This is a genomic window from Streptomyces sp. NPDC054975 (genome assembly GCF_053609105.1).
Map to the genome: position 1 here is coordinate 16,636 of NZ_JBSGWV010000024.1, position 15,409 is coordinate 32,044.

Genomic DNA, 15,409 nt, shown 5'->3' on the forward strand with positions numbered 1-15,409 from the left:
CGGCGGCCCCCCGCCCCCGCGTGAGGCGGGGCGGACGGCCGTGACCGCCCGCCCCGCCGGGTGTCCCGTACGGGCTAGAAGTTCTTGGCCGCCGAGGCGAGGCCGTAGCGCCACAGCTGGTCGACGCGCGCCCGCTCCTGGGCGTTGGGCTGGGCGTTCTGGCAGGAGGTGCCCGGGCCGCCGCCGGACATCAGCTCGCTGCACGGGCCCGAGTAGTGGTCGGGGAGACCGAGGACGTGCCCGGTCTCGTGGGCGGTGACACGGGTGGAGTTGTACTGCTGGTTCTGGCGGTAGTCGAGGAAGATGTAGCCGTTGCCGTGGCCGTCGGTGCTGGCGTACGAGCCGCGCGAGTCATTGCCCTCGTAGTAGCGGAAGTCAGGGCTGCTGCCCTCCACCAGCCGTACGTTGACGACCGAGCTGTTCCATATCTGGGTGCTCCGGGCGATCTGGGTGCGGAAGCTCGGGGCGTTGGCGGCGCTGTAGACGACCGTGACGGCGGCCGCGCCGGGGTTGGCGGCCCGCTTCTTCGCCACGGACCTCATGACGGCCTCGTGGAACGCCTTGGTGGCCTTGGCGTCCTCGGCGGATCCGGCGTAGGCGGCGTATCCGGCGGTCGTGGTCGCGTTCGCCGAGGACGGGGCGGCGGCGGCCACCGGGGCGGCGCCGAGCGCGGCGGCGAGGCCGAGGCCGAGGGTCGCGGCGAGGGAGGCGGTGAGGACCTTGGGGTGTCGCATGGGGGGCTCCTCCTGGGTCGGTTGGAGAGAGTGTCGGGGGAGCCGGGGCGCGTACGGATGATGGCAGCAGGCGATAGCACAAAGGCATCACTCGCGATCCGTCGAGCCGTCGTTCAGTCTGTCTGAACTTCCCTGCAATCACAGGGAATTGGTGCGACTTGGGTGTCTGGTGCGGCCCCCGACGCCGTCCTACCCTCTGGGCATGGAGCTGGAGGTGAGGCATCTGCGCGCGCTCTGCGCCATCGCGGAGGCGGGCAGTCTGCACAAGGCGGCGCGGCAACTGGGCATGAGCCAGCCCTCGTTGACGACACAGCTGCGCCGGATCGAGAACTCCCTGGGCGCGGAGCTGTTCTCGCGCGGCCGCACCGGCTGCCGGCCCACCCCGTTCGGCCGCTCGGTGCTCAGCCGGGCCCGGCCGTTGGTCGACCAGATGGCGACGCTGATCACCGAGACCAGGGCCGAGGCGGCCCGCTCCGGCGGGCCCCGGCTGCGGGTCGGGTCGACGGCGAGCAGGGCCCTGCCGGGCTGGCTGCGCCGACTGCGCCAGGGGCTCCCGGGCACCGACATCGCCCTCCACATGGACGTCTCCGCCAACGCCCTGGTGCGGTCGGTCGCGACGGGCCAGCTGGACGTGGCCTTCGTCCACGAGGTCGAGGGGTGCCCGCTGCGCGTGCCGGACGGCCTCCAGGCGCGGGTCCTGGTCGAACGGGAGCCGCAGTTCGTCTCGATGGCCCCGGACCACCCGGCGGCGAAACGAGCGGTGGTGGATTTGACCGACCTCGCCGAGGACCGCTGGATGGTCGACCCGACGGTGGACGGCGAGTGGGACGGGCTGCGGCGCGTCCTGAGCCAGGCGGGCATCGACCCGCCGCTGCTGCACGGCGACTACCACACGGCGGCGTCCCTGATCGTCCTCGGCGAGGCCGTGGCGCCGTGCCAGCCGACATCGTTGCCGCGCGAGGACATGGCGATCCGGCCCTTACGGGACGACCCCCTGGCGGTGCGTCTGCTGCTCTACGCGCGCGAGGGGGCCGCGCTCGACCCGCTCTACGACGACCTGGTGGCCGCCTACTGGGAGGCGGCGCTGCGGGCGGCGCCGTACCGGCAGTGGCTGCACCGGAACGGGATGTCGGTGGGGCCGGGCATGATGACGGTATGACGGATCGTACGGAACTGGCGGCGCTGGTCGACGAGACGGCGCTGAAGGCGCTGGCGGAGGGGCACCACACCCGGACGGCGCGGGCGTGGGGGACGCGGGAGGCCGGCGGGCAGCTCGCGAAGGTGTACGCGATCGAGGCGCCCGGCCGCACGGTCGGCGAGCCGGAGCTCGCGCCCGCCCTGCGGATCGCGGCGGACCAACTGGCGCTGGGGCGGCACGGGGGCGCGCTGGGGCTCGCGGTGGTGATCCTGCACGCGGGCGCCGACGGGGACTACGTCCTCGTCCACAGCTGGATCGAGGGCTACATGTCGGATCTGGCCCTCTGGACGGGCCCGGCGGGCCGCCCGGAGGAACTGCGCCCGGGCCGCCAGGGCCTGGCCCCCTGCGTCTGGGAGGCGGCGGTGCTGGCGCACGAACGGGACGCGTTCGTCCGACACGTCCTGGACGGCCGGGGAACGCCGGCCGAGCGCGTCGAGGCGTGGTCGGCCGACGTCGTCGAAGGCGCCCTCCGTTGACCGCCGCCGCGGCCCGCATCCGCCACGCCCGCCCGGAGGACCTCGACCGGGTGGCCGAACTGGCCGCCGAACACGCGGCGTACGAGAAGGCCTCACCCCCGGCCCCGGGCCTGGCGACCCGCCTGGCGGCCCTGCTCTTCGGCGAACGCTCCCGGCTGCGCTGCCTGGTGGCGGAGATCCCGGACGGCCGCCTGGTCGGCTACGCCACGTGCGCCCCGGAGCTCTCCACCTGGGACGGCGCCGAGTACCTCCACATGGACTGCCTCTACCTCTCGGCGACGGAACGCGGCCAGGGCCTCGGCCCCCTCTTCATGGCCGCCCTGCGCGCGGAGGCCCAGTCCCTGGGCCTGACGGAGATCCAGTGGCAGACCCCGACGTGGAACGAGGGCGCGATCCGCTTCTACGACCGCCTGGGCGCCACGTCGAAGCAGAAACTCCGCTACTCCCTCACGGTCACCTGAGTCCCGGCACGCTTCGGCCACACGCCGAAGGGCCCGACCGGGGTTGCCGGTCGGGCCCTTCGGGTGACGCCGGGAGGGAGGAAGGTCAGGCCTTCTTCGTCTCCCAGAAGATGCGGTCGACCTCGGCGATGAGCTCCAGCGCCTTCTCGCCCGTCTTCGGGTCCGTCGAGGCCTTCGCGGCCGAGAGGGCCTTCAGGGTGTCGTTGATGAGCGTGTGCAGCTCGGGGTACTTCTCGAAGTGCGGGGGCTTGAAGTAGTCGCTCCACAGCACGGAGATGTGGTGCTTCGCGAGCTCCGCACGCTGTTCCTTGATGACCGTGGCGCGCGCGCGGAAGTGCGCGTCCTCGTTGGCCTGGTACTTCTCCTGGACGGCCTTGACCGACTCGGCCTCGATGCGGGCCTGGGCCGGGTCGTACACACCGCAGGGGAGGTCGCAGTGGGCGCTGACCTTCACCTTGGGGGCAAACAGGCGGGAGAGCATGCAGCTGTCCTTCCTCGTGATCGTCTTCTCAGGTGGGAGATTACTCCCCGAGAAGGCGGTTTTCGCGAGCGCCCCCAGGGGCTTAGGACAAAAGTCCAGGGTCACCATGGGACTCGTGGACGATCGGATCAGATCGGATCGGGAGGTGTCGGATGGTGGACGCGGGGCGGGAGCCGGGGCGGGTGGCCGGGCCCGTGTTCGGGATCGCCGAGGTGACGGGGGTGTCGATGGTGCCCACGCTGCTCCACGGAGACCAGCTCCTCGTGCACTACGGGGGACGGCTGCGGCCCGGGAGCGTGGCCGTGCTGCGTCACCCGCTCCAGCAGGATCTCCTCATCGTCAAGCGGCTGATCGAGCGACAGGTCGGGGGGTGGTGGGTGCTCGGGGACAATCCGGACGCCGAGGGCGACAGTCGTGTCTTCGGGGTCGTCCCGGCCGAGCTGGTGCTCGGCCGCGTACGGGCCCGGTACCGGCCCGTCACCCCCGGGCGTCAGCGGTCGGCCGGTGTCGTGCTCTCCTGGCTGTTCTCCGCCGTCAGGCCCGTCTCCTCCGACCGTTCCGCCTCCAGGCGCTTGCGGGCCCGGTAGGCCGCCACGTTGGCCCGGGTCGCGCAGCGGTCCGAGCAGTAGCGGCGGGAGCGGTTGGTCGAGGTGTCCAGGTAGGCGTTCCGGCACGGCGGCGCCTGGCAGAGGCCGAGCCGGTCGGCGCCGAACTCCGTGAGGTGGAAGGCGAGTCCCATCGCCGCGATCGCCGCGTAGCCCGCCGTCGCGTTCGAGGGGTGGTCGGCGAGGTGCATGTGCCAGCGCGGGTGCCCCTCGTCGTCCAGGAAGTCATGGCCCGAGATCTGCGGGCTGACCGGGAACTCCAGGAGCAGTGAGTTCAGCAGGTCCACCGCCTGGGTGTGCTCGCCCTCGTCCGCCGCGGTGAAGACCGCCCGCAGCCTGGCGCGTACCGAACGGAAGCGCGTCACATCGGCGTCCGTCGCCCGCCGGGCCATCTGGGAGGACGCGCCGAAGAGCTCACGGACCGCCTCGACCGACGTCAGGGAGTCCTTGCCGCGGGCCGGCTCCTCGGTGTTGACCAGACGTACGGCGTAATCCGAGTAATAGGCCAGTTCCACTTGTAGTCCTTACGGCGGAGGTCTAGGGTCGGGTCCGGAGGGGGTAATGGACGGTTCCCCTTCGAGGGTATTACGAAGAAGGTGGAGGCAGGGCATGACGGACGCGGCTACTATCGGAACCGACTGGGCGGCCTGGCAGGAGAGCTGGGACCGCCAGCAGGAGTGGTACATGCCGGACCGCGAGGAGCGGTTCCGCGTGATGCTCGACATGGTCGAGGCCGTGGTGGGGCCGGAGCCCCGCGTCCTCGACCTGGCGTGCGGTACAGGGAGTATTACGGATCGGCTCCTCAAGCGGTTCCCGAAGGCGACCGGCGTCGGCGTCGACCTCGACCCCGCCCTGCTCGCCATCGCCGAGGGGTACTTCGCCGGCGACGAGCGCGTCACCTTCGTGACCGCCGACCTCAAGGACCCCCGCTGGACCGAGGCCCTGCCGTCCGGCTCCTTCGACGCGGTGCTCACCGCCACCGCGCTCCACTGGCTGCACACCGAGCCGCTCACCGCGCTCTACGGGCAGCTCGCCGGCCTCGTCCGGGACGGCGGCGTCTTCATGAACGCCGACCACATGATCGACGAGACCACTCCCCGGATCAACGCCGCCGAGCGCGCCCACCGGCACGCCGCCATGGACCGCGCCAAGGCCGCCGGGGCCCTCGACTGGGCCGAATGGTGGGCCGTGGCCGCCCAGGACCCCGTCCTCGCCGAGCCGACCGCCCGCCGCTTCGAGATCTACGGTGAGCACGCCGACGGCGACACGCCCTCCGCCCGCCGCCACGCCGAGATCCTTCGCGCCGCCGGATTCGACGAGGCCCGCCCCGTCTGGGCCTCGCCCTCCGACACGCTCCTGCTCGCCCTGAAGTAGGCCTCCGTCATGCGGAAGGGGCGGTACGGATCGATCTCCGTACCGCCCCTTCGCCGTACCGGCTCTTACAGCACCTTGGACAGGAACGCCTTCGTCCGGTCGTGCTGCGGATTGCCCAGGACGTCACGCGGGTGACCCGACTCGACCACCACACCGCCGTCCATGAAGACGAGCGAGTCGCCGACCTCGCGGGCGAAGCCCATCTCGTGCGTCACGACGATCATCGTCATGCCGGACTCGGCCAGGTCGCGCATGACGTCGAGGACGTCACCGACCAGCTCCGGGTCGAGCGCCGACGTCGGCTCGTCGAAGAGCATCAGCTTCGGCTCCATCGCCAGCGCGCGGGCGATGGCCACGCGCTGCTGCTGGCCGCCGGAGAGCTGCGAGGGGTAGTTCCCGGCCTTGTCGGCCAGGCCGACCCGGTCGAGCAGCCGCTCGGCCCGCTCCCGGGCCACCGCCCTCGTCTCGCCCTTCACCTGGATCGGCGCCTCCATGACATTGGCCAGGGCCGTCATGTGCGGGAACAGGTTGAAGCGCTGGAAGACCATGCCGATGTCCCGGCGCTGGGCCGCGACCTCGCTGTCCTTCAGCTCGTAGAGCTTGTCGCCCTTCTGGCGGTAGCCCACCAGCTGGCCGTCGACGGAGAGCCGTCCGCCGTCGACCCGCTCCAGGTGGTTGATGCACCGCAGGAACGTGGACTTGCCGGAGCCGGACGGGCCGACCAGGCAGAAGACCTCGCGGGGTGCGACCTCGAGGTCGATGCCCCGGAGGATGTGGGCGGCTCCGTAGGACTTGTGGACGCCCTCGGCCTTGACCATGGCGGTCACTTGGCCACCTCCGAACGCTTGAACATGTTGAGGTTGGCGCGGACCCGCTGCCACGGTGTCGGCGGCAGGCTCCGCAGCGAACCACGGGCGAAGTGCCGCTCCAGGTAGTACTGGCCGACGCTGAACACGCTGGTCAGGGCGAGGTACCAGATGGAGGCCACGAACAGCATCTCCATCACGGCGCCGGCCGTGCTGCCGATGTTCGACGAGGCCCGCAGGAGCTCGGTGTACTGCACCGCCGAGACCAGCGACGAGGTCTTCAGCATGTTGATGAACTCGTTGCCCGTGGGCGGCACGATCACCCGCATCGCCTGCGGAAGGACGACCCTGCGCATGGTCTTCGTCTGCGACATGCCGAGCGCGTGCGCGGCCTCGGTCTGGCCCTCGTCGACCGACTGGATGCCGGCCCGGACGATCTCCGCCATGTACGCGCCCTCGTTGAGGCCGAGACCCAGGAGCGCGACCATGAACGGCGTCATGACGTCCACGGTCTCGTTCTTGTAGATCGGCCCGAGGTTGATGTACTCGAAGATCAGCGACAGGTTGAACCAGACGAGCAGCTGGACGTAGACCGGCGTGCCGCGGAAGAACCAGATGTAGAGCCAGGCGACCGCGCCGGTCACCGGGTTCTTCGAGAGCCGCATCACCGCGAACAGGACGCCGAGCACGAGGCCCAGCGCCATGGACGCGACGCTGATGACGACCGTGTTCCACAGGCCCTCGAGGACCGAGGTGTCGAACAGCTTGTCCCACACCGTGTCCCAGATGACGTTGCCCTGGGAGAAGGCGTAGACGAGCCAGCCGAGGAGCACGACGACGACGATGGCACTGATCCAGCGTCCGACGTGCCTCACGGGAATTGCCTTGATCGCCTCGTACGGAACACCCGAGGCGCCGGGTCCGGCCGGTGCGGCGGCCGGACCCTTGTCGATCTTGTCAGTCACAACGACTGCCCTTCAGAGGAGCGCGGAGGTCACTTGCCGGCGTTGATCGTGGCCTGCTTGACGGCGCTGTCCTTGACGTCCCACTTCTCCAGGACCTTCTCGTACGAGCCGTCCTTGATGATGGCGTCAAGGGCTTCCTTGACGGCGTCACGCAGCTGGGTCTTCTCCTTCGAGACGCCGATGCCGAAGAGGCCGACGTCGCTCTGGCTGCCGACGACCTCGAAGTCGTTGCCGCCGCCCGAGGTCTTCGCGATGTACGCGGCGACCGGGTAGTCGTTCAGGTCGGCGACGGCGCCGCCGGCCTTGACGCGGGTCTGGGCCTCGGCGTCCGTGTCGAACGCCTGGATCGTGAGCTTGTTCGAGCCGCACTTCGTGGCCTGCGCCTTGAAGGTGTCCTCGTAGATCGTGCCGCGCTGGACGGCGACCGTCTTGCCGCACAGGTCGTCGAGGGAGTTGACGCCCTGCGGGTTGCCCTTCTTGACGAGGAGCGAGACGCCGGAGCTGAAGTAGTCGACGAAGTCGATGCCCTTGCCGATCTTCTTGCCCGAGTCGTCCAGCCCCTCCTGACGCTTCTTGTTGTCCGTCATCGAGGACATGATCAGGTCCTGGCGGCCGGTCTCCAGCGAGGTGATCAGGCCGTCGAAGGTGCCCGAGGTGAACTGGAACTTCACCCCGAGCTGCTTGGAGAGCGCCTCGGCGATGTCCGGGTCCACACCGACGATCTTGCCGCCCTCGGTGAACTCCATGGGGGCGTAGGACGCGTCCGTGCCGACCTTGATGACACCGGCCTTCTGGATGTCGGCGGGCAGCTTGGAGAAGAGGGGGGCGGACGAGCCGGCGGGCTTCGTGGCGTCGCCGGCGGAGCCGCCCTCGGTCTGGTCGCCGCAGGCGGTCAGCAGCATGGAGCCGGCGACCGCGATGGCGGCGACCGCGGCAAGACGGGAGGTGCGGGTCTTGGCGGTCGTACGGCGCGTGGAGCGTGCGGTCATGGTCGGGTTCCTCCGGCGGGTGGGGAGTTGCCATAGGCCGCGCGCACGCACCTTCGGGTGTCGCGACCTCGTGTGATTACGCGCATCTTGCCATTCGGACCGCGTCATTCAGACGGCCACGCATGTCAAAATCGGGTAACGGGTGATCCCCGAATCTCGGAGGGCCGGTGAATACGGGCCGGACCTCTTCCGGGGAATGCTCCCCGAGACCGGAAAATCTCCGGTTGATCTCGCCATCCGGACGGCGCGAAGGCCACCATCCGGTCTACACGAGAACTTGTCCGGACATGGGGCGACGCGCCCGCTCCGCGCAAGGTGCCATTGCGGCCGTATGAGCCGCATCACCGCTCCGTAATGGACTCGTCTACGGTGATGTACGTCCGGTAAGAAGGATCCTTACACCCCTCATCCGGGGCTCAGGGCGCGTTGTGCGGCGCGCCCGCGCGGTTGCCAGACACGGCGACCGCGGGACCCGCCCACCCCTCCTCAACAAGGAGTGGCCACCCTCAAATGAAGAAGACTTAAGGGGTCAACCCAATGGCAGCGGAGATCGTCAATCCTCGCAGCGAGAGCGGTACGGACGGGGCTCAGGAGCCCTTCGATCCGGCCTTCGCGCTGCACCGCGGCGGCAAGATGGCCATCTCGGCCACGGTGCCGCTGCGCGACAAGGACGACCTGTCCCTCGCGTACACGCCCGGCGTCGCCAAGGTGTGCACCGCGATTGCCGAGCAGCCGGAGCTGGTCCACGACTACACCTGGAAGTCCCAGGTCGTCGCGGTCGTGACCGACGGTACGGCGGTGCTCGGACTCGGCGACATCGGCCCGGAGGCCTCGCTTCCGGTCATGGAGGGGAAAGCGATCCTCTTCAAGCAGTTCGGCGGCGTGGACGCGGTGCCGATCGCGCTCGCCACCACCGACACCGACGAGATCGTGGAGACCGTCGTCCGGCTCGCTCCCTCCTTCGGTGGAGTGAACCTGGAGGACATCTCGGCGCCGCGGTGCTTCGAGATCGAGCGCAAGCTCCAGGAGCGCCTGGACATCCCCGTCTTCCACGACGACCAGCACGGCACCGCCGTCGTCACCCTCGCCGCGCTCCGCAACGCGGCGAAGCTGACCGGCCGTGGCCTCGGCGAGCTGCGCGCGGTCATCTCCGGCGCCGGCGCTGCCGGGGTCGCCATCGCCAAGTTCCTCCTGGAGGCGGGGCTCGGTGACGTCGCCGTCACGGACCGCAAGGGCATCGTCAGCCGCGACCGCGACGACCTGAACCCGGTCAAGCGCGAGCTCGCCGAGATCACCAACAAGGCCGGCCTCGTCGGCTCCCTGGAGACCGCCCTGGCCGGGGCGGACGTCTTCATCGGCGTCTCCGGCGGTACGGTCCCCGAGGCCGCGGTCGCGTCCATGGCGCCTAACGCGTTCGTGTTCGCCATGGCCAACCCGAACCCCGAGGTCCACCCCGACGTCGCGCACAAGTACGCGGCCGTCGTGGCGACCGGCCGCTCGGACTACCCGAACCAGATCAACAACGTGCTCGCCTTCCCCGGCATCTTCGCGGGCGCCCTCCAGGTCCGGGCCTCCCGGATCACCGAGGGCATGAAGATCGCCGCGGCGAACGCCATCGCGGATGTGGTGGGCGACCAGCTCGCCGCCGACTGCGTGATCCCGTCGCCGTTCGACGAGCGTGTCGCCCCGGCCGTCGCCGCCGCGGTCGCCGACGCCGCCCGCGCCGAAGGTGTGGCGCGCCGCTGAGGCGTCCGGTACGTGTGAAGGGCCCCGCTCCAGCAGGAGCGGGGCCCTTCACCGTTACACGCGCGCGTGGAGCCCCGCCCTGATGCGTGTGTCACAGGCGTGCGTGGTTCCGTCGCGCCGGTGGGGGACCCTACGCTCAGGGCCATGTTCGCTGCCTATGCCGCCCGCATCGACCCTGACCAGCCGCTGAACGGCCTTGAGCTGGGCGAGCGGCCCGAGCCCGAGGTGCGCCCCGGGTGGACCACCGTCACCGTCAGGGCCGCCTCGCTCAACCACCACGACCTCTGGTCGCTGCGCGGGGTCGGGCTGCCCGAGGAGAGGCTGCCGATGATCCTCGGCTGCGACGCCGCAGGCATCGACGAGCACGGGAACGAGGTCGTCCTCCACTCGGTCATCGGCCAGACCGGTCACGGGGTCGGCCCCGACGAGCCGCGCTCGATCCTGACCGAGCGGTACCAGGGCACCTTCGCCGAGCGCGTCACCGTGCCCACCTGGAACGTGCTCCCCAAGCCCAAGGAGCTCTCCTTCGAGGAGGCCTCCTGCCTCCCGACCGCCTGGCTCACCGCGTACCGCATGCTCTTCACCAACGCGGGGGTGCGCCCCGGCGACTCGGTCCTGGTCCAGGGCGCGGGCGGCGGAGTCGCCACCGCCGCCATCGCCCTCGGCGCCGCCGCCGGTCTGCGCGTCTTCGCCACCAGCCGGGACGAGGCCAAGCGGAAGCGGGCCGTCGAGCTGGGCGCCGTCGAGGCGTACGAGCCGGGCGCACGGCTGCCGAAGCGGGTGGACGCCGTCATCGAGACCGTCGGCGCCGCCACGTGGTCGCATTCGGTGAAGTCGCTGCGCCCCGGCGGCACCCTGGTGATCTCGGGCGCCACGAGCGGCGACAGCCCCGCGCACGCCGAGCTCAAGCGGATCTTCTTCCTGGAGCTCAAGGTGGTCGGCTCGACCATGGGCTCGAAGGACGAGCTGGAGGACCTGCTGGCGTTCTGCGCCACCACGGGCCTGCGGCCGGTGATCGACGAGGTGCTGCCGCTGGACCGGGCGCGCGAGGGCTTCGAGAAGATGGCTTCGGGCGACCTCTTCGGGAAGGTCGTCCTGACGACCTCTTGATGGATCGTCAGTTCTGCTGATGGGATCTCCGGCACTGCGATCACACCGTCGTGCCGGAGGTTCCCTTGTTTCGAACATTGCCCACGTTGCGGAAGCTGCGAACGACCCTTGCCGTAGGCGCCGTTGTCGCCGCGCTCCTCGTCCCGACCGGCGCCGCGCACGCCGGGAGCCCCGCCGGCATACCCGTCCTCACCGACGACCGCGGCCGTGCCCTGACCCTGCGCGGCTGGAACGTCGAGGACAAGGCGAACCGAGGTGCGCAGGCCCTCTCCGCCGTCACCGAGCGCCACTTCCGGGACATGCGCGCGAAGGGCTTCAACTTCGCCCGGCTGCTGGTCTTCTGGGACGACCTGGAGCCGGAGCGCGGCCGGTACAGCCAGAGCTATCTGCGGAAGATCGAACGCATCCTGGACTGGGCGGAGAAGCACGACGTCCATGTGCTCATCGACGCCCACCAGGACGTCTTCGGACCCGCCTTCGGCCACCGGGGCGTGCCCGCCTGGGCGACCAGGACCGACGGACTGCCCTTCACCCCGCACCCGGACGACTGGTTCGCCGAGTACTTCGAACCGGCCGTGCAGCGCGCCTTCACCCACCTCTACGAGGACGAGGACCTGCGGCGGGCCCAGGCCGCGATGTGGAAGGTGCTCGCCGACCGCTTCGAGGACCACCCGGCCGTCCTCGGCTACGACCTGATCAACGAGCCCATGGGCGAGCTGCGCGAGGGCGAGGACCTGCCGACGGCCGCCCGGCGGATCGAGCGCGAGCAGCTGACCCCGATGTACAACCGGCTCGCGGACGCGGTCCGTACGGTCGACCGGGACACCTGGGTCTTCGTCGAGCCCACCCCGATCGTCGGCGAGGGCGTGCCGACGGGCCTCGGCAGGATCGACGACCCGAAGGTCGTCTACGCCCCGCACTTCTACAACACCGCCATGGAGGCGGGCGCCGACTACGACCCGGCGGCCGGCTGGATCGAGACGTACGAGCAGGCCGTGACCCAGTACCCGAAGGAGTACAAGGTCCCGGTCGTCGTGGGGGAGTGGGGGCCGCTCAACAACTCCCTGCCGAACATGAACCGCTTCTACCGCGAGGCGATGGCCTCCCTCGGCCGGTACGGCAGCGGGTGGGCCGGCTATGTGTGGTGCTACGGCGGCGGGTACTGCGCGGTGGACGGCGCCGGGGCCTTCCGTACGAACAAGGAGCTGACCGCCGAGCCCTACGCGGAGGCGGTCGCGGGCACGGTCGGCTCCGCCGCGTACGACTCCGGGGCGGGCGTCTACCGCCTGGAGTACACGGCCTCCCGCCGGGGCTCCCGGGTCACCGAGCTCTCCCTTCCCCCGGGCGCCTGGCAGGTGACGGCCCGGGGGAAGGCGATCGTGCACCGGGTGGGCAAGGGCGGCGGCTCGGCCTGGGTCCTCGCGGCGCCGGGCGCCCGGGTGACGGTGACCGCCACCCGGATCGCGCCCGAGGTCGGGCCCTGGGCAGCCCCCTGGGCCCGGCCCTAGGCGTCCTTGCGCTCCGGGCGGAGGAGGGACGTGATGTGGTCCGCCGCCGTCGACAGATGGCGGCGGGCCTCGGTCAGCTGGGACGCCGTCACGCCGTGGTCCCTGGCGGAGTCCCGGATGTGGTCGCGGAACCGGTCCAGGAGCCGGTCCAGGTCGCGGGCCGGGTCGCCGGTGGACTCGACCGTCGGGGCCCACTCCGGGGCGGCCTCCTCCGGGGCGGGGGTGGCGCGGCCCGCGGCCTTCGGGTGCGTCGTGCCCGTGACGAGACCGCCCAGCTGGGCGGTGATGTCCGAGATGCCCTCCCAGACGCCCGTCGGCCAGTCGCCCCGCGCGAAGCGGTCCTGGACCTGGTCCTGTACCTGCTTGGCGATCCGCTGGAACTCCTTGGCCTGCCGGCGCGCCGACTGGGCCTCCTCACGGGCCTGGCGGGTCTGCTCCCTCCACTCCTGCTTGGCGCGGCGCAGCTCGTCCTTGGCGTCGGCGAACGAGGAGCCCTTCTGCCGGGTCTCGCTCGCCGCCGCACGCATCTCGCTGCGGAGCTTGCCCGCCGCCCCGCGCACGTCGTCGCGGATCTCGGCGGCGAGCTCGGAGACCGACTCGCGGATCTCCTGCTCCAGGTCGTCCAGTTCGCCGACGCGGCCGGCCAGCTCCGCGCGGCCCGCGTCGGTGAGCGAGTACACCTTGCGGCCGCCCTCGGTGGCGTGCGTGACCAGCCCCTCGGCCTCCAGCTTGGCGAGCCGGGGGTAGACCGTGCCGGCCGAGGGTGCGTACAGGCCCTGGAACCGCTCCTCCAGAAGGCGGATCACCTCGTAGCCGTGGCGGGGCGCCTCGTCGAGGAGCTTGAGCAGATAGAGACGCAGGCGGCCGTGGGCGAAGACGGGCGGCATGTCACAGCACCTTTCCGGAGGGCGTGGCGGGGGTCGTGGGGGAGCCGTCGACGTCGTCGGTGGCGACCGGGTCCGGGCGGCGCAGCAGGGCGATCGAGCCGGAGACCGTCGTGGCCTTGAGCGCGCCGCGGCCGTCGCCGAGCGTGCCGGTGATGCTCTTCGTGCCCCACTGCCCGGCCACCCGCAGGTCCTCGAAGGCGTTGGAGACGGAGCCGCTCGTGGTGCTGGCGTCGACCTCGGCGTCCGCCGGGTGCGGAAGACGCAGCGCGATCTCACCGGAGACGCTGGTCAGGCGGATGTCGGCGGGCGGGCCCGCCGGCTCGCCGGCGTCGAGGTCGATCACCATGTCCCCGCTGACCGTGTCGGCCTTCACGGAGGAGCCCGAACCGTCGATGACGGTCAGATCGCCGGTCACGGTGCTGACCCGCAGCGCGCCCGTGACGGTGTGGGCCTCGAAGGAGCCGGAGACGCTCTCCGCGCGGACGGGGCCGGAGAGCCCGACGAGGGTGGTGTCGCCCGTGATGCCCCGGACGTCCGTACGCCCCTTGATGCCGGAGATCACCGCGCCGGCCCCGGCGACGCCCACCTCGACGTCGGTGCCGGCGGGGACGGCCACCGAGACCACGGCCCGGCGGCGCAGGCCGTGGCGGTCGAACCACTTGAGGAAGCCCTGCCAGTGCAGGTCGTCATAGGTGACGGTCAGGGTCGAGCCCTCCTGGGTCACCGTCAGCGGCGGGCCCTTGATCTCGGAGATCTCCAGGCGGGCGGCGCTCTCGTCGGTCCCCACCACGTTCACCGTGCCGTTGACGACGCGGACCTGGAGGCAGGTGACGGGCTCGGTCAGCGTGAGTTTCGTCGGCTCGGTCACGGACCACTCTGTCATCGTGCTGACCTCCCGTTCGGTGACGCAACATATCGCGTCTCTCGGTAGACACGATATATCGCGGAACGGGGAAGTCAACCCCCGCCGGGAGGGGGCATGGGTGGGCATTCGCTCTCGTAACAGGACAAATTGGCCTAGCGTAAGGCCCCATGAACGCGACATCCGGATCCCGCCCCGCGGGGGCGCTGCTGCTCTGCCGCGCCGAGCCCGCGGCGGTCCGCCCACCGGCCCAGCTGCTGCGCGAACAACTGCTCCTCGCCCCGGCCGGATCCGAATGGAGCGTCGTCGTCCCGGAGGGGAAGCCCTGGCTCCACGGCGGCGAGCCCGTCGAGCGGGTCGTCACCGGCTGGGCCACCGCGCTGGCCGTCTCCGCGGCCACCTGGCCCGTCCTCGCGCTCTGGTGGGACGCGGACCGGGCGGGCTTCATCCTCGCGGCCGGATTCCGCCGTACCGTCGGCTACACCTGGCTGGCGGACGGCACCCCGGTCGGCGAGGACGAGGCCATGCGCACCTTCGCGGCCCGGCTCGCCCTCGACCCCGTTCTCGACGTCCAGGCACTGGAGCCGCTCACCCGGGCCGACGGCGACGCCGACGCGTACGCCCGGCTCGTCGGCCTGACCGCCGTCCTCACCCGCGTCGGCCTCGTCCTGCCCACGGGCCTCATCCCCGGCGAGAGCGCCGACCGGCTCCGCTCGGTCGCCCTGGCACAGGGGGCGGAACAGCTCGAATGGTCGGGCTGGCGCGACGCCGTGCGCGCCGAACTCGTCGCGGTGGAGGGCGGCCCCTTCGGCCCGTACCTGCGTGGTCCCAGGGCCCGGCTGCTCGGCGCGGCCCAACTCGGGGCGGGGTTGCCGCTGCTCGCCTGGGGCATCGGACGCCGCAGCGGAGGCTGGACGGCGGCCGGGGCGCTGCTCGTCGTACACGGCACGCTGGGGCTCGTCCACGACAACCTGCGCGGTCCGTGACCCCCGAAGGGGGTCACCGGCGGGGAGGGCGTGCTACTCGTCCTCGTCCTCGTCGTCGAGGCGGGCCAGCCAGGTCGCGAGGCGCTCGACGGGCACCTCGAAGTCGGGGTTGAGGTCGACGAACGTCCGCAGCTGCTCGGCGAGCCACTCGAAGGAGACCTCCTCCTCGCCGCGCCGCTTCTCCAGTTCCTCGATGCCACGGTCAGTGAAGTACATGCGAT

The 15,409-nt window shown here is 71.1% G+C and carries 18 protein-coding genes; 9 read left to right on the forward strand and 9 right to left on the reverse strand.

The genetic code is table 11. The features are described 5' to 3' along the window. Positions 1 to 74: 74 nt before the first annotated feature. On the reverse strand, positions 75 to 734 hold the full coding sequence (snpA, locus tag ACWF79_RS21400; protein ID WP_453729702.1) for a snapalysin: 660 nt from the start codon (positions 732 to 734) through the stop codon (positions 75 to 77). 202 nt (positions 735 to 936) lie between these two features. Between snpA and ACWF79_RS21405 the strand changes: the two genes are divergently transcribed. Genes ACWF79_RS21405 through ACWF79_RS21415 form a run of 3 tightly spaced genes read left to right on the forward strand, consistent with a single transcriptional unit; the run spans position 937 to position 2,869 of the window. Continuing rightward, positions 937 to 1,893 (forward strand): LysR family transcriptional regulator, encoded by a 957-nt coding sequence (locus tag ACWF79_RS21405; protein ID WP_453729703.1) that lies wholly within the window; start codon positions 937 to 939, stop codon positions 1,891 to 1,893. Next, the gene (locus ACWF79_RS21410) at positions 1,890 to 2,408 is read left to right on the forward strand and encodes a hypothetical protein (protein WP_453729704.1); all 519 of its coding nucleotides are present in this window, start codon (positions 1,890 to 1,892) and stop codon (positions 2,406 to 2,408) included. The genes ACWF79_RS21405 and ACWF79_RS21410 overlap by 4 nt, the downstream gene beginning before the upstream one ends. Beyond that, positions 2,405 to 2,869: an N-acetyltransferase family protein gene (locus ACWF79_RS21415; protein ID WP_453729705.1), complete on the forward strand. Its 465-nt coding sequence runs from the start codon at positions 2,405 to 2,407 to the stop codon at positions 2,867 to 2,869. The genes ACWF79_RS21410 and ACWF79_RS21415 overlap by 4 nt, the downstream gene beginning before the upstream one ends. Before the next feature lie 85 nt (positions 2,870 to 2,954). Here ACWF79_RS21415 and sodN read toward each other — a convergent pair whose 3' ends face one another. Then, positions 2,955 to 3,350 (reverse strand): superoxide dismutase, Ni, encoded by a 396-nt coding sequence (gene sodN, locus ACWF79_RS21420; protein WP_361850540.1) that lies wholly within the window; start codon positions 3,348 to 3,350, stop codon positions 2,955 to 2,957. 152 nt (positions 3,351 to 3,502) lie between these two features. Here sodN and sodX point away from each other — a divergent pair, with 152 nt between their 5' ends. Next, positions 3,503 to 3,937 (forward strand): nickel-type superoxide dismutase maturation protease, encoded by a 435-nt coding sequence (sodX, locus tag ACWF79_RS21425; protein WP_453729706.1) that lies wholly within the window; start codon positions 3,503 to 3,505, stop codon positions 3,935 to 3,937. On the opposite strand, the gene ACWF79_RS21430 is transcribed toward sodX, so the two are convergent. Next, positions 3,841 to 4,470 carry a CGNR zinc finger domain-containing protein gene (locus ACWF79_RS21430; RefSeq protein ID WP_453729707.1) on the reverse strand — a complete coding sequence of 210 codons (630 nt, stop codon included), beginning with the start codon at positions 4,468 to 4,470 and terminating at the stop codon, positions 3,841 to 3,843. The genes sodX and ACWF79_RS21430 overlap by 97 nt on opposite strands. 94 nt (positions 4,471 to 4,564) lie before the next feature. Between ACWF79_RS21430 and ACWF79_RS21435 the strand changes: the two genes are divergently transcribed. Further along, positions 4,565 to 5,329 carry a class I SAM-dependent methyltransferase gene (locus tag ACWF79_RS21435; RefSeq protein ID WP_453729708.1) on the forward strand — a complete coding sequence of 255 codons (765 nt, stop codon included), beginning with the start codon at positions 4,565 to 4,567 and terminating at the stop codon, positions 5,327 to 5,329. A gap of 65 nt (positions 5,330 to 5,394) precedes the next feature. On the opposite strand, the gene ACWF79_RS21440 is transcribed toward ACWF79_RS21435, so the two are convergent. Genes ACWF79_RS21440 through ACWF79_RS21450 form a run of 3 tightly spaced genes read right to left on the reverse strand, consistent with a single transcriptional unit; the run spans position 5,395 to position 8,089 of the window. Further along, positions 5,395 to 6,147: an amino acid ABC transporter ATP-binding protein gene (locus ACWF79_RS21440; RefSeq protein ID WP_453729761.1), complete on the reverse strand. Its 753-nt coding sequence runs from the start codon at positions 6,145 to 6,147 to the stop codon at positions 5,395 to 5,397. A gap of 5 nt (positions 6,148 to 6,152) precedes the next feature. Continuing rightward, positions 6,153 to 7,100, reverse strand: a complete 948-nt coding sequence (locus ACWF79_RS21445) for an amino acid ABC transporter permease (protein ID WP_453729709.1) — start codon at positions 7,098 to 7,100, stop codon at positions 6,153 to 6,155. 29 nt (positions 7,101 to 7,129) lie between these two features. Beyond that, positions 7,130 to 8,089, reverse strand: a complete 960-nt coding sequence (locus tag ACWF79_RS21450; protein WP_453729710.1) for an ABC transporter substrate-binding protein — start codon at positions 8,087 to 8,089, stop codon at positions 7,130 to 7,132. Positions 8,090 to 8,626: 537 nt separating this feature from the next. Between ACWF79_RS21450 and ACWF79_RS21455 the strand changes: the two genes are divergently transcribed. The 3 genes from ACWF79_RS21455 to ACWF79_RS21465 all read left to right on the forward strand — a co-directional run bounded on the left by ACWF79_RS21455 (position 8,627) and on the right by ACWF79_RS21465 (position 12,453). Continuing rightward, a complete protein-coding gene (locus tag ACWF79_RS21455) occupies positions 8,627 to 9,835 on the forward strand; it encodes an NAD(P)-dependent malic enzyme (protein WP_453729711.1) in 1,209 nt (402 codons plus the stop codon). Positions 9,836 to 9,979: 144 nt separating this feature from the next. Next, the gene (locus tag ACWF79_RS21460; protein ID WP_453729712.1) at positions 9,980 to 10,945 is read left to right on the forward strand and encodes a zinc-binding dehydrogenase; all 966 of its coding nucleotides are present in this window, start codon (positions 9,980 to 9,982) and stop codon (positions 10,943 to 10,945) included. A gap of 86 nt (positions 10,946 to 11,031) precedes the next feature. Continuing rightward, the gene (locus ACWF79_RS21465; protein WP_453729713.1) at positions 11,032 to 12,453 is read left to right on the forward strand and encodes a cellulase family glycosylhydrolase; all 1,422 of its coding nucleotides are present in this window, start codon (positions 11,032 to 11,034) and stop codon (positions 12,451 to 12,453) included. Here the strand turns inward: ACWF79_RS21465 and ACWF79_RS21470 are convergent. Together ACWF79_RS21470 and ACWF79_RS21475 are read right to left on the reverse strand one after the other, a co-directional pair. After that, positions 12,450 to 13,340 carry a helix-turn-helix transcriptional regulator gene (locus tag ACWF79_RS21470; RefSeq protein ID WP_453729714.1) on the reverse strand — a complete coding sequence of 297 codons (891 nt, stop codon included), beginning with the start codon at positions 13,338 to 13,340 and terminating at the stop codon, positions 12,450 to 12,452. The two genes, ACWF79_RS21465 and ACWF79_RS21470, sit on opposite strands and share 4 nt — an antisense overlap. 1 nt (position 13,341) lies before the next feature. After that, complete coding sequence (locus tag ACWF79_RS21475) at positions 13,342 to 14,223, reverse strand: DUF4097 family beta strand repeat-containing protein (protein WP_453729715.1); 882 nt, start codon at positions 14,221 to 14,223, stop codon at positions 13,342 to 13,344. A gap of 149 nt (positions 14,224 to 14,372) precedes the next feature. Between ACWF79_RS21475 and ACWF79_RS21480 the strand changes: the two genes are divergently transcribed. Then, entirely contained in the window at positions 14,373 to 15,188 is an 816-nt protein-coding gene (locus ACWF79_RS21480; RefSeq protein ID WP_453729716.1) for a hypothetical protein, read from the forward strand. A 33-nt stretch (positions 15,189 to 15,221) separates the two neighbouring features. On the opposite strand, the gene ACWF79_RS21485 is transcribed toward ACWF79_RS21480, so the two are convergent. Beyond that, the gene (locus tag ACWF79_RS21485) at positions 15,222 to 15,404 is read right to left on the reverse strand and encodes a DUF6104 family protein (protein WP_037695221.1); all 183 of its coding nucleotides are present in this window, start codon (positions 15,402 to 15,404) and stop codon (positions 15,222 to 15,224) included. Positions 15,405 to 15,409 lie beyond the last annotated feature (5 nt).